The 24,803-nt window shown below is 45.3% G+C and carries 18 protein-coding genes; 12 read left to right on the forward strand and 6 right to left on the reverse strand.

Translation table 11 applies throughout. The annotated features are described in order from the left end of the window. The first annotated feature begins 618 nt into the window (after nucleotides 1-618). Together ACRRSX_RS17455 and ACRRSX_RS17460 are read left to right on the forward strand one after the other, a co-directional pair. Nucleotides 619-5,259, forward strand: coding sequence for a transporter substrate-binding domain-containing protein (locus tag ACRRSX_RS17455; RefSeq protein ID WP_432451942.1), 4,641 nt, complete (start codon nucleotides 619-621; stop codon nucleotides 5,257-5,259). A gap of 11 nt (nucleotides 5,260-5,270) precedes the next feature. Then, entirely contained in the window at nucleotides 5,271-6,365 is a 1,095-nt protein-coding gene (locus ACRRSX_RS17460) for an HD-GYP domain-containing protein (protein ID WP_432451941.1), read from the forward strand. A 267-nt stretch (nucleotides 6,366-6,632) separates the two neighbouring features. Here the strand turns inward: ACRRSX_RS17460 and ACRRSX_RS17465 are convergent, their stop codons facing one another. The 5 genes from ACRRSX_RS17465 to ltnD form a co-directional block, all read right to left on the reverse strand. After that, on the reverse strand, nucleotides 6,633-8,084 hold the full coding sequence (locus ACRRSX_RS17465; RefSeq protein ID WP_432451940.1) for a GntP family permease: 1,452 nt from the start codon (nucleotides 8,082-8,084) through the stop codon (nucleotides 6,633-6,635). A gap of 102 nt (nucleotides 8,085-8,186) precedes the next feature. Then, complete coding sequence (gene otnI, locus ACRRSX_RS17470) at nucleotides 8,187-8,963, reverse strand: 2-oxo-tetronate isomerase (protein WP_432451939.1); 777 nt, start codon at nucleotides 8,961-8,963, stop codon at nucleotides 8,187-8,189. Then, nucleotides 8,963-9,595, reverse strand: a complete 633-nt coding sequence (otnC, locus tag ACRRSX_RS17475) for a 3-oxo-tetronate 4-phosphate decarboxylase (protein ID WP_432451938.1) — start codon at nucleotides 9,593-9,595, stop codon at nucleotides 8,963-8,965. Before otnC ends, otnI begins: the two co-directional genes overlap by 1 nt. Next, the gene (otnK, locus tag ACRRSX_RS17480; protein ID WP_432451937.1) at nucleotides 9,592-10,848 is read right to left on the reverse strand and encodes a 3-oxo-tetronate kinase; all 1,257 of its coding nucleotides are present in this window, start codon (nucleotides 10,846-10,848) and stop codon (nucleotides 9,592-9,594) included. Before otnK ends, otnC begins: the two co-directional genes overlap by 4 nt. Next, nucleotides 10,848-11,756: an L-threonate dehydrogenase gene (gene ltnD, locus ACRRSX_RS17485; RefSeq protein WP_432451936.1), complete on the reverse strand. Its 909-nt coding sequence runs from the start codon at nucleotides 11,754-11,756 to the stop codon at nucleotides 10,848-10,850. The genes otnK and ltnD overlap by 1 nt, the downstream gene beginning before the upstream one ends. A gap of 270 nt (nucleotides 11,757-12,026) precedes the next feature. On the opposite strand from ltnD, the gene ACRRSX_RS17490 reads away from it, so the two are divergent. From ACRRSX_RS17490 to ACRRSX_RS17535, 10 genes are all read left to right on the forward strand, one after another. Then, the gene (locus tag ACRRSX_RS17490) at nucleotides 12,027-12,788 is read left to right on the forward strand and encodes a DeoR family transcriptional regulator (protein ID WP_432451935.1); all 762 of its coding nucleotides are present in this window, start codon (nucleotides 12,027-12,029) and stop codon (nucleotides 12,786-12,788) included. A 589-nt stretch (nucleotides 12,789-13,377) separates the two neighbouring features. Continuing rightward, nucleotides 13,378-14,124: a FadR/GntR family transcriptional regulator gene (locus ACRRSX_RS17495; protein ID WP_432451934.1), complete on the forward strand. Its 747-nt coding sequence runs from the start codon at nucleotides 13,378-13,380 to the stop codon at nucleotides 14,122-14,124. 69 nt (nucleotides 14,125-14,193) lie between these two features. Further along, on the forward strand, nucleotides 14,194-15,387 hold the full coding sequence (locus ACRRSX_RS17500; RefSeq protein ID WP_432451933.1) for an ABC transporter substrate-binding protein: 1,194 nt from the start codon (nucleotides 14,194-14,196) through the stop codon (nucleotides 15,385-15,387). Between the two features lie 61 nt (nucleotides 15,388-15,448). Continuing rightward, the gene (locus tag ACRRSX_RS17505; RefSeq protein WP_432451932.1) at nucleotides 15,449-16,306 is read left to right on the forward strand and encodes a branched-chain amino acid ABC transporter permease; all 858 of its coding nucleotides are present in this window, start codon (nucleotides 15,449-15,451) and stop codon (nucleotides 16,304-16,306) included. 1 nt (nucleotide 16,307) lies between these two features. Next, entirely contained in the window at nucleotides 16,308-17,303 is a 996-nt protein-coding gene (locus ACRRSX_RS17510; RefSeq protein WP_432451931.1) for a branched-chain amino acid ABC transporter permease, read from the forward strand. Beyond that, nucleotides 17,300-18,061 (forward strand): ABC transporter ATP-binding protein, encoded by a 762-nt coding sequence (locus ACRRSX_RS17515; protein WP_432451930.1) that lies wholly within the window; start codon nucleotides 17,300-17,302, stop codon nucleotides 18,059-18,061. The genes ACRRSX_RS17510 and ACRRSX_RS17515 overlap by 4 nt, the downstream gene beginning before the upstream one ends. Next, on the forward strand, nucleotides 18,054-18,749 hold the full coding sequence (locus tag ACRRSX_RS17520) for an ABC transporter ATP-binding protein (RefSeq protein ID WP_432451929.1): 696 nt from the start codon (nucleotides 18,054-18,056) through the stop codon (nucleotides 18,747-18,749). Before ACRRSX_RS17515 ends, ACRRSX_RS17520 begins: the two co-directional genes overlap by 8 nt. A gap of 21 nt (nucleotides 18,750-18,770) precedes the next feature. Then, nucleotides 18,771-20,036, forward strand: coding sequence for a Zn-dependent hydrolase (locus ACRRSX_RS17525; RefSeq protein ID WP_432451928.1), 1,266 nt, complete (start codon nucleotides 18,771-18,773; stop codon nucleotides 20,034-20,036). Then, the gene (locus ACRRSX_RS17530) at nucleotides 20,029-21,438 is read left to right on the forward strand and encodes an amidase (protein WP_432451927.1); all 1,410 of its coding nucleotides are present in this window, start codon (nucleotides 20,029-20,031) and stop codon (nucleotides 21,436-21,438) included. Before ACRRSX_RS17525 ends, ACRRSX_RS17530 begins: the two co-directional genes overlap by 8 nt. 544 nt (nucleotides 21,439-21,982) lie before the next feature. Next, nucleotides 21,983-23,011 carry a YiiX/YebB-like N1pC/P60 family cysteine hydrolase gene (locus ACRRSX_RS17535; protein WP_432451926.1) on the forward strand — a complete coding sequence of 343 codons (1,029 nt, stop codon included), beginning with the start codon at nucleotides 21,983-21,985 and terminating at the stop codon, nucleotides 23,009-23,011. A gap of 92 nt (nucleotides 23,012-23,103) precedes the next feature. Here ACRRSX_RS17535 and ACRRSX_RS17540 read toward each other — a convergent pair whose 3' ends face one another. After that, the gene (locus tag ACRRSX_RS17540) at nucleotides 23,104-24,714 is read right to left on the reverse strand and encodes a hypothetical protein (protein ID WP_432451925.1); all 1,611 of its coding nucleotides are present in this window, start codon (nucleotides 24,712-24,714) and stop codon (nucleotides 23,104-23,106) included. Nucleotides 24,715-24,803: the final 89 nt, after the last annotated feature.

Here is a 24,803-nt window from a genome sequence, read left to right on the forward strand (position 1 = left end):
AGCGAAAGAACAGGCGCTGACGCGACAAAATTAACAGAACCGAGCAGGACCTTTGACTTTGCAGGGCAAAACTTTAGCTGGGGATTCCCCCTGACATATCTCTTCCATCCCTGCCACCATTGATTACCTGCATAAGGGTGCCGCTGAGGCTCATAATCCCAAGTATTCGAATCAGCAAAACAAAGGAGCCTTTTCATATCCTAAACTTGTTCATTTCTAGCGAGCTTGGCCGACCGATGTTCAACAGACGACCCATCTCGCTCAATACAGAATGTTCTAGATAGCTATCGAGCTTACGCCACCGAGGTTTATGAAGTTTAACTAAAGTCCCCAAGATAGCGACGATGACTATGGGATTAAAAGCCTATAGTCTAATCTTTAATTAACTCGATAATGAATGTTAAAACAATGAGCTAGCCCTAAAATAAAACATATTACTTAAACGATAAATGATTATTATTTGTCACCGATATATCAAGTCGGTATATTAAATAAACAAAAGGAATTTTCATCTAGCCCATAAGATATACGCTCTTTTTAGCCCTAACAGATGACCCCATAGAGGGATGAATCGTGCGCAGCTAAATAACGATGACTTAGCAAATTAAGCGAGGATGCATGCAGAAAATAAAAGGCAAAAGTGTTTTTTGTTTGGTCGCAACTTGTCTCATTTGCTTACTTCTGATTGTTTCCCCCCAATCGACTTTCGCTCAAGTTGATGCGCAACAACCGCTCAAAATTGCTTATCGGATCGACAGTGCCCCCCTTCAATATCAAGACGAATCTGGTCAAGCCAGCGGCGTTCTGATCGATTTTTGGCGAATATGGGCCGAGAAGAGCCAACAATCTATCCAGTTTATCGGAGGAAACAACAGTGAAACTCAACGCTGGTTAAATGAAGGAAAGGTGGATGCGATTGCAGGCCTGTTCAGCAGCGCCCAACGTGAAACCCAAATGGCATTTTCTAAGCCCTTATTACATAGCGCTTATTCCCTATACTACAACCCCAACTTAACTCAACTTGATACCAACCTCGATATCAACCAACGCTCCATCGGCGTGACTCAGGGTAGCTACCATCATCAATGGCTGCTAGAACATTACCCCAAGGCTGATATACATAGTTATTCCGGCTACAACCAGCTATTTGAAGCCGCAATCACTGGAGAGGTTGAGCTGTTCATCACCCAAGCTATCTATCTAAAAAAATACCTCAGTGATCATCCGGTGAGCGTTCGTTTTGAGGCCTTTACGTCGGTGCTGTATGACCGAGCCTACCGCGCAGCTGTAAAGCGCGATAATCAACAGCTGTTAGCTAAAATTAATCGCCACTTGGCAGATATATCCAATCAGGACAAAAATGCTATTTCTGCAAAATGGAGCGGTTTTCACTGGGAATATCTGCCCCCAAAATTAAATGCTATCAATAATGCCAAAGTTCAGCTCAACTTAACCCCGACAGAACAAGACTGGTTAACGAAACATCCAGAGATCACCATTGGCGTTGATGGCAATTGGCCACCAGTAGACTTTACCAACCAACAAGGCATACATAGCGGAGTCCTCTCCGAATATTTAGAGCTTATCGAGAACCGTTTAGGAATCAGCTTAAAAGTGAAAAGCAATGCTCGTTTCAAAGACATGGTTCAGCAGTTAAGGAAAGGAGAAATTAAGCTCGGCACTACCATTGTACAAACCGCAGACCGAGAACAAGACTTATGGTTCACCCTCCCCTATTTCAGCGCAGTGAAAGTCATAGTCAGCAACAGCGAAGGCAAGCAATATAGTGACTTAGCTCAGCTCTCGGGGAAAACGCTAGCCATTGAAGATGGCTTCTTCCTTATCGATGTACTGCGTAAAAGTCATCCCGAGATCAACTTAAAAACCTACCCTTCCACCGCTGATGCCTTGAAGGCTCTCTCCTTTCAACAAGTTGATGCGTATGTGGGAAATCAAGCGGTCATCTCGTGGTTAAAACAAAACTTACAGCTCAGTAATATTTCCTTTAGCGGTGACCCTCAGCTGCCTTTCGCCTTACAACGCTTTGCGGTACATCAAGACCCACAATGGCAACCCTTGGTCGGCATTCTGAATAAAGCCTTAGCCAGTATCAGCGTTGCCGAACGCCAAGCCATACTCAGTCACTGGGTAAACAACCGCCAACAATTCATCAATGCCCTCCCTCTCAATCTAAGCAACCAACAAAATATTTGGCTAGAACAGCACCAACAATGGAACATCGGCGTAGACCCTAAATTTGCCCCCTTGAGCTTTGTGGATGAAGAAGGCTCCTTTGGCGGTATCTCTTCAGAAGTTCTGAATATCGTGACCAACATTATTGGCGTAAGCTATAAACCTTCTGAAACAAGTAGTTGGTCAAATACCTTACAAGCTCTCCAGCAAGCCGAGGTCGATATCGTCCCATCGGTTCCCTATGTCGAACAAAATCAACAAGACACAGCAGAAATGCTGTTCAGTAAGCCCTACCTAACTCGCCCCTATATGATATTTGTGCAGGACAACACCCAATTTGTGAGCAGTGTTGAAGATCTCGTCGGACATCGAGTAGGGGTGCTCAATCACCACAACTTAGAAAACCAACTACAGGTAGATTACCCACTACTCGAACAGTTTCCTTTCTCATCACCTCAACAAGCCTTGTTAAGCTTAAGTGCTGGCGAAATTGATGCCTACATCGGGATCCTGGACTCCACTTCCTTATCATTAACCGAGTTAGGCATCGCCGATATCAAGATAGCCGCACCCAGTCCCTACTCTTACCAAGCATCGATTGGCGTCCGTAAAGATTGGCCTGAATTAATCCCCATCCTCAATCAGGCTATCGACCGAATATCGGCACAACAAATGAAGCAGATCAAGAACCACTGGTTTTCAGTTGACTTTGAGCATCAAGCAAATAACTACTTAATTTGGCGAGCCATTCTAATCACTTGCATGATTGCACTGCCAATTATCATTGTGATTTTCATTTGGAATAGAAAACTTGCTATCGCCAAAGATAAATTAAAGCTGAGTAGTGAAAAGCTCGCACAAGCCAAACAAAGTGCAGAACAGGCCAATAACTTTAAAAGTCAGTTTTTAGCCAATATGTCTCATGAAATCCGGACCCCGATGAATGCTATCGTCGGCTTTACACATCTGATGCTCAGTAGCAAACTGGATGATACCCAGCAAGACTACGCCAAGAAAATAAAACGCGCGTCGCTCACCCTACTGGGCGTCATCAATGACATCTTAGATGTGTCTAAAGTCGAAGCTGGCAAGCTAGAAATAGAGCAAATCAAATTCCATTTAAGTGAAATTGTCTACAACCTATCAAATCTGTTGGCACCAAAAGCAATAGAGAAGAACATAGATATCTTCATGGATGTTGATCCGAAAGTGCCCGATATCCTGATTGGCGACCCTCTCAGGCTGGAACAGATCCTGATTAACCTGACTCAAAATGCCATAAAATTTACAGAGCAGGGACAAGTTGTGGTGAAGATCAAACTGCTCGAATCGGTGCCAAACCGGGTTACCCTTGAGTTTTCGGTCAATGACACCGGCATTGGGATCTCCGAAGACAACCTCAGTAAATTATTCCAGCCCTTTGCTCAGGCCGACGACAGCCTCACTCGAACCCATGGCGGTACCGGCCTGGGTTTAAGCATCAGCAAATTATTAGTCGAGCTGATGGGGGGAGAAATCCGCGCCACCAGCATTGAAAATCAAGGCAGTACTTTTAGCTTTCAGCTTAACTTAGCTTACTCCGAAGACAAACAATACGACCAACAGTTGCAAGCCGAACTCAGAGATATGCGAGTTTTGGTGGTCGACGACAACCAATTGGCCAGAGACATTAGCAGCGAAATATTACACTCCTTCTCATTTAGAGTTGATTGCGCGAGTAACGCTGCAACCGCCATCGATATGCTTGACCGACACAACAACATCGAACCGGAAGATCCCTATCGCTTGGTATTAATGGATTGGAAAATGCCACGAATGAATGGCATTGAAGCGAGTAAATACATCAAAGAAATGCCTCTTCGCATGATGCCCGCAATCATTTTAGTCACCGCCTATGGGCGTGAAGATGTGCTGCGGCAGGTAGAAAAAGAACAACTTGACGCCTTCTTAATTAAACCACTCAACGCTTCACTATTATTTGATTGCATCATGAAGCTATTTCATCAACAGCCAAGCAGTTCACTGGCAACTCAAGCGATGGTGCCCCACTTACTTGAGGGCAAGGTATTGTTAGTAGAAGATCACCCCATTAACCAAGAACTCGCCAAAGAAATGCTGACCCAAATGGGCCTACAAGCCAGCATTGCCAAGCATGGTCAACAAGCAATCGATATGCTGCAAGCTGAACCCTTCGATTTAGTCTTAATGGATATACAAATGCCAGTACTCGATGGCTTTGAAGCCACTCGAGCCATTCGCAAAAATAGCCGCTTCGCCACACTCCCGATTATTGCCATGACCGCTCATGCAATGAAAGAAGATCAGCAACGATGTTTCGAAGCAGGCATGAACGCTCACCTAGCGAAACCTATCGATCCCGAGCAATTATTCTCAGTACTAAGCCAATACCTTGCGCCTCAAGCGCAGCCAGATACTGAGCCAGCGCTGGTGATAAACGCTCCAGCCGAAGATCCATTACCAGTCATTGACGGCTTAGATAGCCAATGGGGGATCACCCGAGTCGGCGGCAATGCACAGCTTTACCAAAAACTACTGAGTGATTTTTATAGCAGGCATCACCAAGAATTAGAGACCCTTTCTCAAGCGTGTAGGCTACAACAATTTGACGATGTAAAACGCATTATTCACACCATTAGAGGGGTCGCTGGTAACCTTGGTGCCAAATCGCTTGAACAAGCAGCAACCGATTTTGAACCGCTCATCGCCCAAGCAGAGCAAGCTTTTGCCAGCCAACAATGGCAGGAGTTTCAGCACCAGTTTAAGCACTTGTTCGAACAACTTGCCAATAGTCTTGCACCACCCAGCTCAACCCCTGAAATCGTCAGTCAATCACCAACAACTGTGCTCAATACTAGCGCCGAAGCTCTATTAACGCCGCTTCGAGAATTACTAGAAGAAGGCAATCCACAGGCCAAGAAAACCATTACTGAATTTGAAAATAAGCTACCGCGTATACTCTATGATGAGCTCGTCAGACTGATCAACGAATTTGAGTTCGACAATGCCCTCACGGTGCTAGACGAACATATCAATAAAAAAGGATAGGTTACACCAGCATGCTTAAGCCAACAGAAAAAATACTGATTATTGATGACGAAACATTTTATATCGATGTGCTAGTGGAGTTACTCGCCCAGAAATTTGTGGTTTCGGTGGCTAAAAATGGCGAACAAGGTTTAGAGCGGATCAGACGTGGCTTCTTACCTGATCTCATCTTATTGGATGTATTAATGCCGGGATTGGATGGCTATCAGGTTTGCCAACAGCTCAAAGCCATGCCCGAAACCAAAGACATTCCGATTATTTTCTTAACCGTCAAAAGCGATGTGGAATCGGAAATTCATGGTTTCAACCTAGGAGCGGCCGACTACATCTCCAAGCCCTTTAGCCTGCCAATCGTGAGTGCTCGAGTGAACACCCATATGGTTTTAGCCAGAATGCACAAAACCTTACAACAGCAGAATTCACAGCTTGAAGAGCTGGTCAATCAAAGAACCAAAGAGATCTCGCGCACCCAAGATGTGGCGATTTATTGCATGGCCTCGGTCGCTGAAACCCGTGATAACGAAACCGGTAAACACCTGCGACGAACTCAGCATTACATCAAACTATTGGCAGAGTACTTAAGAGAGCAAGGATTCTATACCGCTCAGCTCGACAACGACTTCGTTGAACTATTATTTAAATCTGCACCGCTGCATGATATTGGTAAAGTCGGCGTGCCCGATGCAATTCTGCTTAAATCCGGGCCTCTCGATGCAACTGAATGGCAAGAAATGCAAAAACACTCAGAATATGGGCGCGATGCCATCTTAAAGGCCGAGAAAGAGTATGGACCGTCCAGTTTTTTAAGCATCGCCAAAGAGATTGCCTATAACCACCATGAAAAATGGGATGGTAGCGGTTACCCTCGGGGTTTATCGGGGGAGCAAATTCCGCTCTCGGCACGGCTAATGGCCATTGCCGACTGCTATGACGCACTGATCAATAAGCGCAGCTACAAACAAGCTTTTAGTTACCAAAGTGCCAAAGAGATCATCCTCCAGGGACGCGGTAGCCATTTTGAACCCGCTTTAGTCGATGCCTTTATCGCCTTAGAAGCGTCCTTTATAAAAATTGCCCAACAATTTGCCGAAGATGAAGACGAATAAATGTCCTTTGCGCCACTAAGTTTCAGGCAAACCAACATCACTCTGAGCAGTGAAACAACAAACAGGATGGTTCAGAGATAGTTTTCAAGAACTCAGCCCCCATTGCTAAGTAAAAAACAACCGCCCTCAATAAGCTTCATTCACTTACTGAGGGCAGTTAATCTTCGACCGCCTTTTAATACCCATCTAACTCATTATCGGCAGATTTATTCTGCGTAATAAATTGCTCATATAAGTAATCCGATTGGTATAATTCAATGGCTTAAATTAATGCTGCGATACTAAACTGCCGTGTTTTTCTCTGCTTTTCATCCAAAGCATAATGCCACCGAGTACCGCGAAAGGAACGATCGGATCCACCAGGGTCCCCCCTTGACCAAAAATAAGGTTTAGGAGCATCACAATACTCGCGCCAATTGCCCAAGCAATGGTCGAAGTCACACTCCAGATCTTCAATTGGTCACCCAACTCGGTAATCCCCAAAGTACGACTGATGATATGAAAGTAAGAATCATTTAGATGGGAGAAGCCAACCGGGCCTACCGCACATGCCAATGCAACAAAGACCGGATCCAGACCCAAGGTTTCCACCAATGGTAATGCCATGGTGGCTGCAACCATCATTGATGCCGTCGCGGAACCTTGGATCAAACGCAACATCGAGGCTATCGCCAATGGCACCAATAAAGGAGGTATGCCACTACTTGAAATCGCTTCTGCCACCTGAGGGCCAGCACCGGATGCTTTGAGCACTGCGCCCATTGCGCCACCACAACCAGTGACCACTAAGATAAGACCGGTAGTGGCCAGCGAATCGTCCATCGATCCCACCATATCTTTGCGTTCGATATTCCGCGTTAGACCATAGAGCGCCATTAATACGCCAATCCCTACCGCCACGACAGGGTTGCCGACTAATGACAATAAGGCGTGGAAAGTCGAATCTCCTTTACCAACAATAGTATTCGCCAAGATCAGCGCTATCGGGATCAGGATCGGTCCAAAAGATAGAAAGTTACTTGGCAGTTTTTTCTCGTCGGCTGCTTGCACGGTATCTAAATTCGCCCAAGCCGCTTCGGAAGTAATCCATTGCTCACCGTTTGGCACGCGGTAGTACTCTTTGCCTATTTTTCGAATATAAAACAAGGACAACAGCATCATCGGAATAGAGACCAATAATCCCCATAACATGTATACGCCCAAGTCCACACCAAGAATGCCAGCAACAGCCACTGGGCCAGGCGTTGGCGGCACTAAGGCGTGAGTGATCAGCAAACCAAGCGCTAATGTGACCCCTAAGCCCACGGCAGATTTTCCGGTATTGCGTGAAATGGCACGCACCAGTGAGTGCAAAATGATATAGGCCGAATCACAGAATACAGGGATCGCCACCAGCACCCCTGTGAGACCAAGCGCTATATCTTCACGTCCTTTACCACAGAGCTTCACGAAGGTTTTTGCCATTCGAATCGCCGCCCCGGAGCGCTCAAAACATGCCCCCATGATCACGCCAAACGCGATAATTAAACCAATGCCACCAAGCACTCCACCAAAACCCGCTTTAATCGCACCAATCAGTTCCGTTGGTGCCATTCCGGCAAATAAACCCATGATGATACTGGCAATAACCATCGCCAATGCCACGGGGATCCGTGTTTTAATAATCATCCCCATCATGGCAATGATCCCGACTATAATTCCTATAAGAGCAGCGTCCATTATATTGTCCTACCTATCAGATTATATTTCTTCAGTTGTGTTTAGCTACTACCTCCTTGAAAGGAGGCAGTGAGTTTGGTTGTCGTTCTTATTATGTGTTGCTTAAAGGTAAGGTCTGACCCAGCCTAAACCAGCTTCAGTGCTTGACTTAGGTTTGTATTCGCAGCCAATCCATCCTTGGTACCCCACCTTGTCTAATACTTGAAACAAATATGGATAATTCAGTTCACCATCTGAAGGTTCATTGCGATCGGGAACCGAAGCGATTTGAACATGACCAATATCGTCCGCCAAATCCGCCATCAGCACAGTGACGTCTCCATCCATGATTTGTGCGTGATACAAATCAAATTGTAGTTTTACATTGGTGCGTTCAACTTGCTGAATAAGCGCGACGGCGTCCCGCTGATGGGACACAAAATAGCCTGGTACATCGCGAGAATTAAGCGGCTCGATCATCAGCTCAATTCCCTGCTCAGCAAATCGGTCTGCGGCATAACGAATATTGCTGATGAATGTGTCGACATGCTGTTGCTCACTAAATTGCGGATCCACAAGACCTGACATGGCGTGGACTTTTTTGCAGTTGAGTGCCTGCGCATACATCATCGCGGTGTCGACACTTTGCTTAAACTCTTGTTCCCGTCCAGGAATAGCCGCAAAACCCCGCTCCCCCGCATCCCAATCACCCGGCGGCATATTAAACAGCGCCAGTTCAAGGCCAAATTGACTTAACTTATCTGCCAATACTTGTGGTTCATAGGCATAGGGAAACAAAAACTCTACCGCTTTAAAACCCGCTTGATGGGCTTGCTCAAAACGCTCCAAAAAGTCCACGTGGTTGAATAACATCGTTAGATTTGCTGCGAATTTGGCCATTACTTGCCTCTCCCTTTTAGGTCTTCGACTTCTGCGTCGCTGAGATAACGAATTGGATAGTCCTTCAGTAAGAACATTAGTTTTGCTGTTTCTTCCAGCTCCTCGGCATTGTCAACTGCATCCACTAAATCACTACCGGTGATCACCGGTCCGTGGTTGGCAAGTAAAAACGCTCGATAGTCGGCGGCTTGTTTACCCAAGTCTTCGGCTATTTTAGGATCTCCCGGTCTTAAATATGGAAGCACTGGCAGCTGCCCAATTCGCATCACGTAATATGGTGTGAACGGGCGAATGGCATTTTCCACCGTCAAATTATCCAAACACGACAATGCCGTGAGATAAGTCGAATGTAGGTGCACAATGGCGTTACAGTCTGGATTATTACGATAAATAGCCAAGTGAAAAGCGACTTCTTTCGATGCCTTATGCCCAGAAATTAAATGACCGTCGATATCCACGACCGAGAGCTGCTCAGCCACTAATCGGCCAAATGATGAACCGGTTGGCGTCGCCAAGAAGTGCCCATTGGGCAGTTTAACGGATAAGTTTCCCGCGCCACCCGTCGCATAGCCTCGTTCAAACATAGAGCGAGCTAAGTCGACCATTTGTTGTCTAATTTGTTGCTCTATCATGCAAGAAAACCTTGTGCTTTAAAGAAGAACTGCGGATCACCAAAATTGCCCGATTTCAGCGCCAACGACAGCGAGCCATCAAGGGATTTGACCCAAGGCACACCGGGAGCGATTTGAGGACCAATGTGAAAACCCGCAACGTCAAGACTTTGGGTCACCGTACCGGAGGTTTCTCCCCCAGCTACAATAAAATTGACCACGCCATGCTCTTTTAGTTGGTGAGCGAGCAAACTAAAAAAGGACTCCACTGCATGACTTGAGGCTTGAGCACCGTATTGGCTTTGAATTGCACTGAGTGTCTCAGTATCGGCCGTAGCATAAACCATGGGGGCAAATTCACCGTCGAGGTTCGTGATGACCCACTGCATTACACTTTCACTGTAGGATGGATCATTGATACACGCAGCAACATCCACCGCAAAGTGTGGCGCTCGCGCTTGGTAAGCCACAACTTGTTGATTGGTCATCGCTGAACATGAGCCAGAAAGCACCACCGTTTTTGCTTGACGAGGTAAGCCTTGCGCTTTGGCTTCAGTTTGCTCCGCCAAACTTCGCCCCCAATGTTGAGCGATGTCAGCCGCTAAACCGGAGCCCCCGGTCACTAATTTTAGCGACTGAATCGCCTCCCCTATTGTCGCTAAATGCTGCGCATTGAACGCATCAAGCACTGCGTAACGAAAGCCTTGCTGTTGTAACTCAGCAAATTTTGCCTTGAGTGCTTGGCTACCTTGCTCAATCACTTGATAATTCACCAAACCAGCATCGCCATCAGACTGTGCATTCATCAGACGAACTAAGTTTGAATCCGTCATTGGAGTGACGGGGTGATGACGCATTCCAGATTCATGCAGCGGCTCACCGAACACAAATAAATGCCCGTTAAACACCGTGCGACCGTTCACAGGCAAGGCCGGACAAACAATCGTGAAATTTTCGTTCAGTGCTGCCAACAACGCGTCCGTCACAGGACCAATATTACCTTGTGCCGTGCTATCGAAGGTTGAGCAATATTTGAAGTAAAACTGTTGGCAACCTCTGGCCTGCAACCATGCTAAAGCCACCAGTGAGTCGGATATTGCCTGATCGACCGGACAAGAACGTGATTTCAAGCTTATCACTACAGCATCTGCTTCAATCTCTATCGGCAAACTCGGAACACCATTTAATTGTACCGTTCGCATACCATTTTCTACCAGAAAACCGGCAATATCGGTGGCACCAGTAAAGTCATCTGCAATCACACCAAGTAACATTATGACTCCTCCATGCCGGGCAATTTGATACCGTCAAAAATTTTAATCACCGCGCTGTCATCTTCTTTGCCAAAACCAGCATTGCTAGCAGCGGTGAACATGTTCAAGGCGGTGCTTGCTAGCGGCAATGGAAATTTAAAATCTTGCGCCGTATCCGCCACCAGATTAAGATCTTTCACGAAAATATCCACCATCGATTTGGGTGTATAATCCCCATCCACCACATGCTTCATACGGTTTTCAAACATCCAAGAGTTCCCCGCAGCATTGGTCACCACTTCATACATCACATCTAATGGGATTTGCGCCCGTGCTGCCAATGCCATAGCTTCGGCCCCCGCCGCAATATGCACTCCCGCCAAAAGCTGATGAATAATTTTCACGGTTGCCCCCAAACCGATGGCTTCGCCAATGTTGTAAACCTTTGCAGCTGTCGCATCCAATACTGGCGCAAGCTTGGTAAACGCCGCACTAGAACCGGCAGCCATAATGGTCATCTCACCCGCTTCGGCTTTCACTGCACCTCCCGATACCGGGGCATCCAACATCAACAGACCATATTTTTTCAACTCTGCGTCTATTTGCTGCGCATCTTGAGCTGAAATAGTGGCCGAAACCATGACTGCCGTATTTGGCTTTAAATTTTCTGCCAAACCGGAATCAAACAGGATCGATGTCACTTGTTTGGCATTTATCACCAGCAGTAACACTGCATCCAGCAGCGGCGCAAATTGCTTCGCATCTGTCGATACACCTTTGGCACCAAAATGATCTAAGGTCTCTAAAGCCATTGGATTAAGGTCAATCCCATAAACATCGAGACCTGCACGGACACAAGATTTCGCTGCCCCCATCCCCATCGAGCCTAAACCAATCACAGCTACCGATTTAACTATTTGATTATCCATCGTCTTTTCCCAAAACATGTTGAATACAGTGTGTTAATTTATGTTCCATGGTGTGATTATATGTTAATTAATGTGAAGAAACCTGAGATGTAACTCACAAACAGCAATATTAATATTAAATTCAGGTAAAAAAATCGCATGACCATTAACAAACCCGCTCAGCATCCGCCAAGACAATATTCTAGCCAACAATTATTAACACAACTTCACAGTTTTATCCCTTACTGTTAAGATACAAACATCACCAACTCTCATAAATAATAAATCTGAATGATCCCAGCAGAACGCCATAAGTTAATCTTGTCACTACTTTCACAGCAGCAGCTCATCAGCATTAACCAGCTGATAGAAAAATTAGATGTTTCACATATGACAATACGAAGAGACATCGCAAAGCTAGAACAAAAAGGAAAAGTATTGTCGGTTTCCGGTGGCGTTCAACTGACTCAAAAAATCCATCAAGAGGCCTCTCACGATGCAAAAGCCACCCTGCACGCACAGGAAAAAGTCGCAATTGGCGCCCTAGCCAGCCCTCTCATTCCCAAAGCATGTACCGTCTATTTGGATGCAGGAACGACAACCCTAGAAATAGCCCATTTAATTAGTGAGCGTTCCGATTTAGTGATCGTCACCAATGATTTTGTAATTGCCAATTTTCTGATCCAGCATAGTCACAGTGAGATTTACCATACTGGCGGGCGAATTGATCGAGAAAATCAATCTTGTATTGGCAGCAAGGTAGCTGAATTTCTATCTGGTATGAATATCGATATCGCCTTTGTGTCGACGTCTTCTTGGAACTTAAAAGGAATATCCACCCCCAGTGAGCCCAAAGTCATCGTGAAAAAAGCCATCGCGCAAGCCGCGCAGAATGTCGTTTTAGTTTCTGATGCCTCAAAATACGGAAAAGTAGGCACTTTTCACGCCCTAGACATGAATCAATTCAACATCATCATTACCGATTCAAGTTTTCCACAGAGCATTCAACAAGAGTTACAAGAGAAAGGGATCACCGTGCTAACTCCGCGATAGCTGCCCATCAAGCTGACCGCTTCGCAGCCGAGGCCTCGGTTATTCACAACAATCACGCAAACTCATGTTTGAGAAGCGACGCTTAATATGCTTTGATCGACCAAGCAACGGCAAGCCCCCTGCTTGGTCGCGTGCTACTCTTGCTTCAATCGAAGAGCAGCCCTTAATCACGCAGGTATTCCACATGCGGCGGTCAGCTTCACTTCAATTATCTGCAACAATCCACCAAGCAAAACCCTCCCATAAATGTTCATCAATGCACCTAATTGGTTCAATTCGATGATTTTATTTGTTTGATAGGCAACTTTCCTTCCAGCCAATTTTGTCATCTTACCAATTGATTGAATAAATCTTATTTCATATACGAATAAACAAAAAAACATAAAAATTACATAAAATTAATAACTTAAAAACACCCTTGAAATTAAATCATAAGTTACACAATTATTTACCTGCTTATAAAAGCAGCATAATTCAAGTTCTCATTGGAGCTTCGGCACTCAATTTGCAGAAAACCTAACCAAGTAATTAATCATAATGATTTGTATTTAATATTTTTCACTCTGTCATGCATCTTTTGGGAGCTGAAATGACATCCGAATTCAAGAATAAAACCAAACGAAAACTATCAGACTTAATTGTCGATGAAGTAAAACGGCTGATTGTGTCTGAAGAACTCAAGCCAGGGGATCGTCTACCCAGTGAAAAAGATTTGATCGAGCAATATCAGATCTCCAAAGGAACAGTTAGAGAAGCATTAAAAGCCTTGGAAGTTGAGGGTTTGATCAAAACAAAACCAGGTCCAGGTGGCGGTGCATCACTGACTGAAGTTGGCACCGAGCCAGCCAGTAAAGCCTTGCGAAACTACCTTTACTTTCGTCACATCAGCCCAGAACAACTGTATCAAATGCGAAAACTAGTTGAGGTTGAGATAGCCGTGTCTGTGGTCGGACATTTGACGGAAGACGAACTTTCATTGCTGAGAAAGTACACCGATCAGTGCAGTAAAAAACCAAGCACAGAAGAAGAGCAGCGACTGCAGAAAATCGCCGAATTGGAATTCCACAATGTGTTAGCGGATGCTTCGCCAAATCCAGTCCTGGGATTTTTTGGACGATTTTTAAACGAATTATTGAGAGATCTCGTCGTATTAAAAAAAGCCTATTTAATCGACTACTACGCATTCACAAAGTCGAATGTTGATTATCACTACGCACTCATTAGTGCGTATGACAAACAAGATAAAACCCAGGTTCGAACCCTGATGGGGGAGCACATGTGTGAAGCAGAAATGCACTTTGTCACGCTTGACGGAGAAATTTCTAAAAAAATGTAAGGGATCTTAAATATAAATTACAAGCCATGAAACCAAGCCTTAAGGCCAACATCACCAAAGGAACTAAAGATGATTAAAAAATATTTGAAACATACTGCACTTGTATTCTCAATAGCATCCGCTTCTTGCCTTGCACTTGCCCAAGACGAAGCCGTAACAATTTATGGCGTAAAATCTCTATCGGGAGGCTTTGCTAGTTATGGTAAGTATGCAGATATGGGGTCGAAATTAGCAGTTGAGCAATATGGAAAATTGCTTGGGCAAACACCCACTTATAAAGAGATCGACACCGAAGGTAATGCAGGGAAAGCGCTTCGTAAAGTACAAGAAGCGATTAGCCAAGATAAAGCCAAGTTTTTTGATGGCGGCACCCTATCTTCAACGTCTCTGGCACTGGGTAAGGAAATCAATAAATCTGGCGGCGTCTTTATCACGCCAGCAGGTGCTGATGAGCTAACCGGTGTCGATTGTAACGCCGCCACATTTCGTTGGTCGGTGCCAACTTACGGCGCTATCAGAGAAACCGTGATCCCTTTGTTTAAAGAGCACCCAGAAAAAAAACGTTGGTATACCATCACCCCTCAATATGTATTCGGTGAAGCGCTACTATCTAATGCAGAAGCCGTATTTGATGAACTTGGCATTGAGCATGTGGGTAATAGTTACCACTCGTTACAAGAGCAAGAATTCTCTGGCTACCTCACCAACGCAATGGCGGCTCAACCAGACGTTCTCTTATTACTAAACTTCGGCGCTCAATCCTCTAATGCCTTACGCCAAGCGATTAACTTCGGCCTAAAAAATCGAATGACCATCTTAGTCACTTGGTCATCAGGCTTAGATCAATTCCAAGAACTCGGTGCTGATATCACAGAAAATGTCTACTTCGGCGCACAGTATTGGCACACCGTTGACACCCCATTCAATGCAGCCCTAGTCAAGCAAGTTAAAGATGCATATGGTATCACCCCCAACTACCCATTAGCGGCCGATTACACCAGTACCAAACTTCTGTTAGATGCCATTGCAGATGCAGGCTCAACCGAACCGAGTGCTGTCATCAAGGCTTTAGAGGGCAAGTCTTATGCGGGCCCAACTGGAACCGAAACCGTTCGAGCCGCCGATCACCAAGTCTTGAAAAACTACTACCTATTAAAAGGTAAAGCCGCTTCAGAAATGAAAAATGCAGATGATTTTGCAGACATTATCAGCTATGGACAGTCTTTCCCTGACCAATCATCGCTCAAGTGCAAAGCTCTTTAAAAGTTCCACGCCACTTTGCTCAATTGACGAAGTGGCGCGTCAATATTGTTAGAGGTGAATTATGAACCTGTATTTATTTCAGGCAGTAAATGGGATAGGGCTTGGAATGATTTATTTCCTCTTCTCGGTAGGGCTTACTATCATTTTTGGGCTACTTAACTTTGTGAACTTTGCTCACGGTGCTTTTTATCTTCTGGGAGCATACCTGAGCTATACCGCCGTCGCAGTAACTGGAAATTACTGGCTGGCACTGGTTGCCGTCCCCATTTGTATCGCACTCATTGCCTGGGCATGTGAAAGAACCTTGATCAAAAGGGTCTACCATCTTCCACACACCTATCAAATTCTAGTGACTTTAGGCGTTGCCCTCATCATTCAAGAGCTCTGTATTTCAATATGGGGACCAATAGGGAAGCACGTTGCGCCTCCTGATTCTCTGAAAGGTGTATTTCAAATCGGAGACTTCTTCTATCCAGAATATCGACTCTTTGTGATTGCTTTTTCGGCTGTGGTTGCGATTCTGGTTTGGCTATTACTAGATAAAACCAAATTTGGCGCACTAGTGCGAGCCGGCAGTGAAGACGCAGAAACCGTTTCACTATTAGGAACCCATACCCATCGCTTATTCTCAATTACCTTTGCCTTAGGAGTCGGTCTTGCAGGTCTTGCTGGCGTACTCGCAGCACCCATTAGAGGCGTGAGTCCATTTGTAGGGCCAGAAGTTCTTGGGATTGCGTTCGTGGTGGTCGTCATTGGAGGAATGGGTTCTTTCACTGGCGCGTTAGTGGGCGGGTTATTGGTTGGCTTGGTACAAAGTCTAATGACCACCATTTGGCCGCAAGGTGCCAGCTTAATGATTTATGGCGCGATGGCAGTGGTCATTTTATTGCGTCCTTACGGATTATTCGGGAGAGCATAAGATGAATACGAAGACTTCTATTTTTGGCGGAATAACCATCCTAGCCTTAGCATTGATTGTGTTAATGCCGATATTACTTCCTTCCATCACACTCGCAACAGAGATTCTAATATTTGCTCTCGCCGCATTAGCCTGCAACCTTCTTCTAGGTTATACCGGCCTCTTGTCATTCGGACAGGGGATCTTTTTTGGCGGCGGCGCTTATAGCGCTTCATTAGTCATGATCCATCTAAATTTTGGATTAATAGCAGCCCTAGCCACGGCCATTTTGATTGGTGCATCACTGGCTCTAATCGTTGGCGCTTTGTCGATCAGAAGAACTGGGATTTACTTTGTCATGCTTACGCTGGCCTTCACTCAGATGGCATATTTCTTAGCCTATACATTTAGTCAATGGACTGGCGGCGATAACGGGCTACTCGATGTACCTCGGCCTGCGCTCGCAATCTTTGGAATGACAATCAGCGATCTACAGAGCAGCGAAGCATTTTATGTTTTTGTCGCAAGCCTTTTTGTGATTGTGTTTGTGTTTGCCCGAAGAGTGATCCATTCGCCCTTTGGAACAACCCTTGTGGCAATTCGAGAAAACGAAGGCCGCTCTTCGGCGGTCGGCTTCTCAACCAACCATTTCAAGCTAATGGCCTTTGTCATTTCGGGGGCGATAACCGGCCTTGCTGGGGCTCTCTACGCGCTTCTTTTAAACTTCGCCCCGCTGTCAAACATTGAATTAGCCATGTCAGAAAACATCATGATTATGACCATCATCGGAGGAACCGGCTCATTACTCGGTTCCATTCTGGGGGCTGGCTCAATTGTCTTGATAGGAGATCTACTCTCATCGATATGGCCGAGGTGGATGATGATCTTGGGAGCTGCATTGATAGCGGTCGTATTGTTCCTTCCTGAGGGTTTGTGGGGGGGGCTAAGGTCTTTAAGTTCCAAATTATTGGTATCTAAAAAATCCAAGCAAGAGGCTATTTCCGAGGTGACCAAATGAACTCAAGTTACTTATTAGAAACCTCTAAATTAGGCTTAGATTATGGGGCATTTTCTGCGGTAGGAAGTGTTGATTTAAAGATCAAGAAAGGCTCAATTCATACGGTGATCGGCCCAAATGGTGCCGGAAAAACCTCATTATTTCACTGCTTAACTGGCGAACGAAAACCAACCCGTGGAAAGATCTTTTTTAATGGCGAAGATTTGACTTATCTTGCGGCACATAAACGAGTATCGAAAGGGATGTCTCGCTCGTTTCAGGTAACCAGTCTCTTCCAAAACTTAGATGTACGTGAAAATTTACGTATCGCCGCTCAGGGTCGAGACGGCCTTAGTGCGCTCAAGTTTTGGGTTCCTGAAACCGCCAACCACAAGCATTTGCTAAAAGCCGATGAAGTGATGGAAAGAATTCAATTAGATAAGTGGGCTGACAAACTGGCCGGTGAGTTATCACATGGACAACAACGAATACTGGAAGTTGGTATGGCACTCTGCGGATCCCCATCATTACTATTGCTTGATGAACCGACCTCAGGAATGGGCGTTGATGATATCCCAATGATGACCGGCTTAATTTCAGAACTAGGCAAAGATCATACGGTCATGCTGATTGAGCATAATATGCGACTCGTGATGTCTATTTCCGACCGGATCACCGTGATGCACCAAGGCAATATTTTAATCGAAGGCTCTCCTGAAGAAGTCAAAGGGGATGAATTGGTTAAAAAAGCATACTTAGGAGAAAGTGGCAATGAGTAGATTAGTGATCAACAACCTGCACTCTTTTTACGGTAAAAGCCATATTTTAAACGGAATTGACTTGGCAATAGAGTCTGGTGAAATTGTGACACTGCTGGGACGAAACGGTGCCGGTAAAACCACCACCCTAAAAACTATCGTGAGTATCGTTAAAGCGCAGCAAGGAGAAGTGCTATTAGATGAGGAAAACCTTGTTGGTAAAGAAATATACGAAATCGCACGACGCGGGATTGCTTTGGTACCGGAGCACAGAGGCATTTTTGGCATTCTTTCCGTTGAAGAGAACCTCAAAATTGCAATCAACAAGCGTAGTCCCTGGAGTCTTGAAGACATTTATCAAATGTTCCCGCGCCTCAAAGAACGCAGAAAGAACGGTGGCAACGCCCTATCTGGGGGTGAACAACAAATGCTCGCGATCGCGCGAGCTTTAGTCAATGCCCCAAAATTTCTGCTACTTGACGAACCAACAGAGGGTCTCGCCCCCGTCATCGTTGACGAAATCATCCGGATCCTCGCTCAGATTCGCGCAGCTGGTGTTGGCGTGCTTCTGGTTGAGCAAAATTTATCGGTATGCGAGAAGTTAGCCGACAAACACTACGTGATCGAGCTTGGTGAAATTGTTTACCAAGGCTCTCAAACAGAATTTAGCAAACAAGACGAGATTAAAAATCGATATCTTGCGGTTTAGTGGAAGAAACGCTGTATGCAAATGAATAAACGATCACCTAGCTTAGGGAAGATCAAGGTAAACACCGAACGTCTTTGGGACAGTTTGATGACCCATGGACAAATTGGCCATACCCTAAAAGGTGGCTTAAATCGCTTGGCGCTAACCGAGCGAGACAAACAAGGCAGAGACTTATTTAAGAAGTGGTGTGAAGACGCGGGCTGTACGGTTTTAATCGATGAGATCGGTAATATTTTTGCACGAAGAGCTGGTCAAAACAATCATCTCCCCCCTGTCATGACAGGTTCCCACATTGATACCCAACCAACTGGTGGTAAGTTTGATGGCTGCTTTGGTGTGATGGCTGGTTTAGAAGCAATACGTACCTTGAACGCCCTGAACATACAAACGATTGCTCCGATCGAAGTTGTCGCATGGACCAACGAAGAAGGCTCAAGATTTCCGCCATGCATGATGGGATCTGGTGTATTTACTGGAAAAATTTCACTCGACGAAGCGCTATCCACAAAAGATGATGCTGGGATCTCAGTGCAAGATGCGCTCAATCAAATTGATTATAACGGTAGCAAAAGCCATCTTGGCCATAAAGTCACCGCTTATTACGAGGCACACATCGAGCAAGGTCCAGTACTGGAAGAACAGCAGAAACAGATCGGCGTTGTGGTTGGAGCCCTTGGCCAAAAGTGGTTTGATATAGAAATAACGGGCATAGAAGCTCACGCAGGCCCAACCCCCATGCACCTTCGAAAAGATGCCGCCGTTGCTGGTGCTGAATTACTCCAATTTATACATCAATTAGCCCTGCAAAATGCGCCTCATGGCCGAGGAACAGTTGGCTGTTTTGAGATATTTCCAAGCTCTCGCAATGTGATTCCTGGTCGTGTAAAAATGACGGCCGATCTCAGACACTTAGATTCAATAGTACTCGAAGCAATGACCCAAGACTTATATCGCAAAGTGGATACCTTGGCTCAAAAATACGGCCTTCAAATAAACATAAGCGCAACTGCCGATTTTCCTCCCATCTCCTTTGACAGCCAATGTATCGATCAAGTAAGAACTGCGGCCACCGACTTAGGATACCCGAATATGGATATTGTTAGTGGTGCGGGACATGACGCTATTTTTATGGCCGACGTGACGTCTGCCGGAATGATTTTCGTCCCTTGCGAGGGAGGGATAAGTCATAATGAACTCGAGAGAGCAAAGGCAGAAGACCTTGGTGCAGGAGCCTCTGTGCTACTGAATGTTCTATTATCTGCTGCTGGGATCTTCGAAAATGACTAATTCCAAACATACTCATGTAGCAGACATGACAGCGGTCGAACTCAGCCAGCTGTTCCAATCCAAAGCACTTTCTCCGGTTGAAGCGACTCAAGCTTCACTGGAACGGATTGAGCAGTGTAACGCTTCGGTTAATGCATACTGCTTTATTGCTGAGCAGGATGCGCTCAAAGCTGCAAAACAATCCGAAGCGCGTTGGTTTAAAGGAGCCCCGCTCAGCAAAATCGATGGTATACCTAGCTCTATCAAAGACTTAACCTCTGTCGCTAAATGGCCGAGCCGTAGCGGCTCATTGACCAGTTCTGAAGACTTGGCTGTCGTCGATGCTCCGTTTACCCAAAAGATGAGACAGGCTGGCGCGGTGATACTTGGTAAAACAACCACCCCCGAGTTCGGCTGGAAGGGCGTAACCGATAGTCGACTGACCGGTATCACCAGAAACCCTTGGAAAACAACTCAAACCTCTGGAGGATCTTCTGGTGGTGCTGCTGTCGCAGCAGCTTTAAACATGGGGGTTCTACACCAGGCCAGTGATGCTGGAGGCTCGATACGGATCCCCGCTTCCTTCTGCGGAGTATTTGGTATAAAACCGACATTTGGTTACATACCTCAATGGCCCGCAAGCGCGATGACAACTCTTTCTCACCTCGGACCAATCACCAGAACGGTTCAAGACAGCTTGTTAATGATGGATATCGTCGCGACCCCCGACATCAGGGATTGGTACTCAAACAGTGTTTTTAGCGGGACTTGGAGCGATGCCAATAAACAGCCTCTCGATGGCATCAAAATAGCCTACAGCCCAACGCTTGGCTACGTCGATGTTGATCCTCTAATACTCAAACTAATTGATGTTGCTGTCACATCACTTGAGCAACTGGGCGCAAAGGTGGAGCGAGTCACGCCCAACATCCAAGATCCCATCGATACTTTTTCAACGCTTTGGTTTGCTGGGGCTGCGAAAGTAATCTCTGGCTTCAGTCAAAAACAACGCGAATTGCTCGACCCTGGTTTTCTCAAGATTGGTGAACAGGGGAGTAAGATTGACATCGTCGACTATATGAAGGCTGTCGATCAACGAGCCGAATTAGGACGCACCATGCAGGCCTTTCATTCAAACTACGACATTTTAATCACCCCAACTCTGCCTCGTACGGCCTTTGAAGCAGGCCAAAACACCGAGACTCAACAGCAAAAACACTGGATGGATTGGACGCCATTTTCTTACCCCTTTAATCTCACGCAGCAACCCGCATTGTCGATTCCCTGCGGTCAAGTCAACGGATTACCTGTAGGACTTCAAATTGTCGCGGATAGAGGGAATGACTTAATGGCCATAAACATCGCAAAACATATTGAAGATTTAATTCCCACTCAATTTTTGGATGCTCCTAGAATTGCTTGATCTTAGCAAATGGTTAGTTGGATAATTTTTCAAGCTATCTAAATCAAGACAAAGCCGATTGATGACCTCATTCGATATCAATCGGCAATAATGCTGTAGAAATGCGCCACAAATACCAGCCAAAGGGCTCCCCAAAAAATTGGGCTATGCCCTCTATAGCCCGCCACAGCGCTACCCCCCTATCACTTGCATCACCAAAATTAATGGCAAGTAAGGTAAAGCGATATCCAAATACAATGAAGCCATTGGATTGTCAGCTACGCCGCAACAAATCCCCCAAAGAACCAAGAGAGTACTTTCCGTAATACAAAAGATTTCCAGATATTGCGTGCTCAACATGAGATTGCTCGGCCAAGCACAGCTAGCTCAACACGCCCAGCACTGATTCAGATCATATTTTAGGCGCAAAGTTCGAAATTTAATCTACTGATTAATCGCCCATTATATGTTAGCTTTTAAATTATCAATTGAGTTATGTTGGGGAAGTCCCTGAACAATAGAGGATTTTCCCCTCCTGATGAGCTTTTAGTTTAGAGGGTGGTGCATGTATCTCTTAAATAGGGAAAGATTAAAACAAGGGGATATTATTCTTACTTGTTCCGACAAAAAACCAAGTAAAACCATACGAACCTTAACGAGGTCGGCGTATTCACATGTCATATTATATGTCGGTGAATCTAGCTATATTCATTCTGATCCTGAAGGGGTGCATTCCGGAAATTTACAACGGATGATTTTGGAACAACCTGAATATGTCCAGGTGGTAAGAGTTAACGATCCTCAGCCCATCAAGAAAGCCATTGAATTTGCTCGACTACAAGTTGGCTCATCCTATTCAAGATTAAGTGCTGTGAATGCGGGCGCAAAATTTTTTTCCAAACTAGAAACCAAAAAGCAGTTTTGTTCTCGTTTGGTGGCTAAGTCTTATGAATACGCGGGTTTGGCGTTAGTTGCCAATAGTGATACTTGCCTCCCTCAGGATATCGCTGATTCACAGCGTGTCTCGGTGATTAAAGACTGCATATACCAAGCAAGTAAAGAAGAAATTGATTTTGCATTAAGTTTTAACCCAATTAACAAGCAAACTGAAATTACCAATGACATTCTAAAGTCTGTCAGAAAGATAATGGGGAATAAGATTCAGTCATTAGCAGACATCACATCCAGGCTGATTAAAGAACCACATTTTGACCAACAAGTCACCGAGATATATGCCTGTTCAGGCTATCTTGATATGTGGCGTTACGAAAAAGAGAGAAATGCCTGGCGCTACAACGCAAACTTATTCATGGAACTGCGATTAACCAAGCAAGAGATTATTAGACGAGCATATAAAGAACTTGAAGTCGCAGAAAGCTTATTAGCATTGTATAAAAATAACCTTGAGCAATATTTTTATATTAAGGAACAATATAAATTAAAATATGCCGAACAGCAGTTCAATTTGTATCGGCAATTAGTCGAAAACGCATTAAATCATAAGATGACAGCCGAAGCCGTGATAAAAAAGAGCTTTTCAACACCGCGCTCAGAAAATTTTGTTGCAACGACTCAGGCATTTTTATTGAGCTAAGCCAGACCTTTATACAGAGTGCATTCATTATGGCTAAATAAGCAGTGTAAGCCTTAATCCGAAGCCCATATCGCGATACACGAGATTGAGTATTAGACCTTTCCTTTGCTCGCCGAATGATTCAATAAACGATTTAATTTGCTATTCGCATCGCTCAAACTCGCAATATCTTGGTTGGCTTCTTTCACCTCCCGTTGTAACTGGGCATTCAGCAAATCGGCAGCGTTCAACTGCTCGGTAAGCACATTCAACTTGCCTGGAAAAGTACTATTTTCTATCTGCGCATCAAGCAACTGTTCTTCCAGTTGACTTAACGCTAACTTTGTTAAGCGATGACCCTGTTGTTCTTTACCAAACTTAGCCTGTAAATGACCCAACTGTTGCTGAAGTTCTGTCTGCTGTTGTTCAGTCTGCCGTTGACGCTCGTTCTCCGCCATATCCTGGCTCAACTGGAGCTGAGACTTCGCTGCTGCAAGCTGGGTTTTTAACTGGCTCAGTTCAGCCGTATTATCCAAATATTTAGACTCTAGTTGAGCGACATGCTGCTGAAGCCTTACTTCTGTTTGCTGATATTGCTCAAGTTCCGGTAAGACTTGTGCTAGCTGATTTTTCAGCGATTGGCGACGCTCGACTAAAGCTTGCCTCTCCGCCTCTTGTTGAGTCAATTTAGCGACGTACTCTTGCAACTGTTGTTGTAAACGCTCTATTTGCTGAGCAGCAGCGTGCTTGCCCTGCTCTAAAATAGTCAGCTGCTCACGTAACACGGTTTCGCTCTCAATCGCCACTTGCTCCCGCTGAACCTGCTGCGCGGTCTGTTGACTTAACTGCTCAGCCAAAGACTGACATTGTAGCTCTAATCGCTCAATCTGAGACTGTTGTAGGGCCTTACAGCTATCTAAGTGCTGGTTATGTTGTTCCAACTGTTGACAACGTGTCGCAAGTTCGCGAGCTTGATGACTCAATTCACTTTGAGCCTCTCCCCGCAACTTGCCCTGCGCCAACTCTTGTTCGAGCGCTTCTCGGCTGGCTTGTAGTTGCTGACGTAAATGCTGCTCATGCTCTGATTGCTCTAAGGTGGCCTCTTCTTCAAGCTGTTGATAAGCTTCAAGCTGGCTTTGTACTTGCTGTAAGTTTTGGCTTAAGGCCTGATTTTCAGCACTCAAACTGGCATGTTGTTGCTGCGCCTGCATTTGCGCTTGTTCTGCCTCTTCCAAACTTGCCTTGAGCAACTGTTGCTGCTGCTTGGATTGATCAACTTCAGTCTGTAGTTCACTGGTTTTCTCAACCGCTCCTGCTAACTGAGTACGTAAGCCAATCATGTCAGCTTCCAAAGTCTGATACTTAGTGGCTTGTTCGCCTAATTGCTGCTGATGTTGGGCCATTAACTCAAGCCGCCCAGAATCCCAAGACTGTTGTTTTTCTTGCGTCAATCTATCAACCCGCGCCTCGATAGATTGATTGAGCTGGACAAACCATTGATTCAGAGAATCGGCAAAGCCATTGGGTAAGGCGGCGATGGCATGCTGCTGACGATACATTTTATTGAGCTGCTGATGTGTGGCAGTGATCGCTAGCTCAAGCTGCTCTTGGCTAAAGCTTGCGTCTGTATGTTGACTGAGATACTCGGCGAAGGATGACGAGTCTAATGTGCCACCTTCGATCATCAACTGACAAGCTAGAGAGTGTAACTGTTTGCCATCCATGCTATTCCTCGAGCCTCCTGAGCCAGAGACTTATTGCCATCAACTCATATAACAAACTATAAAAATCAAAGGATATGCCGATATAATTA

Origin of the sequence: Agarivorans sp. QJM3NY_30, from assembly GCF_050870855.2 — a bacterium.
GTDB lineage: Bacteria > Pseudomonadota > Gammaproteobacteria > Enterobacterales > Celerinatantimonadaceae > Agarivorans.

Excerpts from the sequence above, each read along its gene's own strand:
- otnI (WP_432451939.1), bottom strand. The coding sequence starts at position 8,963 with ATGGCCAAATTCGCAGCAAATCTAACGATGTTATTCAACCACGTGGAC.
- ltnD (WP_432451936.1), bottom strand. The coding sequence starts at position 11,756 with ATGGATAATCAAATAGTTAAATCGGTAGCTGTGATTGGTTTAGGCTCG.
- otnK (WP_432451937.1), bottom strand. The coding sequence starts at position 10,848 with ATGTTACTTGGTGTGATTGCAGATGACTTTACTGGTGCCACCGATATT.
- ACRRSX_RS17520 (WP_432451929.1), top strand. The coding sequence starts at position 18,054 with ATGAGTAGATTAGTGATCAACAACCTGCACTCTTTTTACGGTAAAAGC.
- ACRRSX_RS17490 (WP_432451935.1), top strand. The coding sequence starts at position 12,027 with ATGATCCCAGCAGAACGCCATAAGTTAATCTTGTCACTACTTTCACAG.
- ACRRSX_RS17460 (WP_432451941.1), top strand. The coding sequence starts at position 5,271 with ATGCTTAAGCCAACAGAAAAAATACTGATTATTGATGACGAAACATTT.
- ACRRSX_RS17540 (WP_432451925.1), bottom strand. The coding sequence starts at position 24,714 with ATGGATGGCAAACAGTTACACTCTCTAGCTTGTCAGTTGATGATCGAA.
- ACRRSX_RS17505 (WP_432451932.1), top strand. The coding sequence starts at position 15,449 with ATGAACCTGTATTTATTTCAGGCAGTAAATGGGATAGGGCTTGGAATG.
- ACRRSX_RS17535 (WP_432451926.1), top strand. The coding sequence starts at position 21,983 with ATGTATCTCTTAAATAGGGAAAGATTAAAACAAGGGGATATTATTCTT.
- ACRRSX_RS17465 (WP_432451940.1), bottom strand. The coding sequence starts at position 8,084 with ATGGACGCTGCTCTTATAGGAATTATAGTCGGGATCATTGCCATGATG.
- ACRRSX_RS17525 (WP_432451928.1), top strand. The coding sequence starts at position 18,771 with ATGAATAAACGATCACCTAGCTTAGGGAAGATCAAGGTAAACACCGAA.
- ACRRSX_RS17510 (WP_432451931.1), top strand. The coding sequence starts at position 16,308 with ATGAATACGAAGACTTCTATTTTTGGCGGAATAACCATCCTAGCCTTA.
- ACRRSX_RS17500 (WP_432451933.1), top strand. The coding sequence starts at position 14,194 with ATGATTAAAAAATATTTGAAACATACTGCACTTGTATTCTCAATAGCA.
- ACRRSX_RS17495 (WP_432451934.1), top strand. The coding sequence starts at position 13,378 with ATGACATCCGAATTCAAGAATAAAACCAAACGAAAACTATCAGACTTA.
- otnC (WP_432451938.1), bottom strand. The coding sequence starts at position 9,595 with ATGATAGAGCAACAAATTAGACAACAAATGGTCGACTTAGCTCGCTCT.
- ACRRSX_RS17515 (WP_432451930.1), top strand. The coding sequence starts at position 17,300 with ATGAACTCAAGTTACTTATTAGAAACCTCTAAATTAGGCTTAGATTAT.
- ACRRSX_RS17530 (WP_432451927.1), top strand. The coding sequence starts at position 20,029 with ATGACTAATTCCAAACATACTCATGTAGCAGACATGACAGCGGTCGAA.
- ACRRSX_RS17455 (WP_432451942.1), top strand. The coding sequence starts at position 619 with ATGCAGAAAATAAAAGGCAAAAGTGTTTTTTGTTTGGTCGCAACTTGT.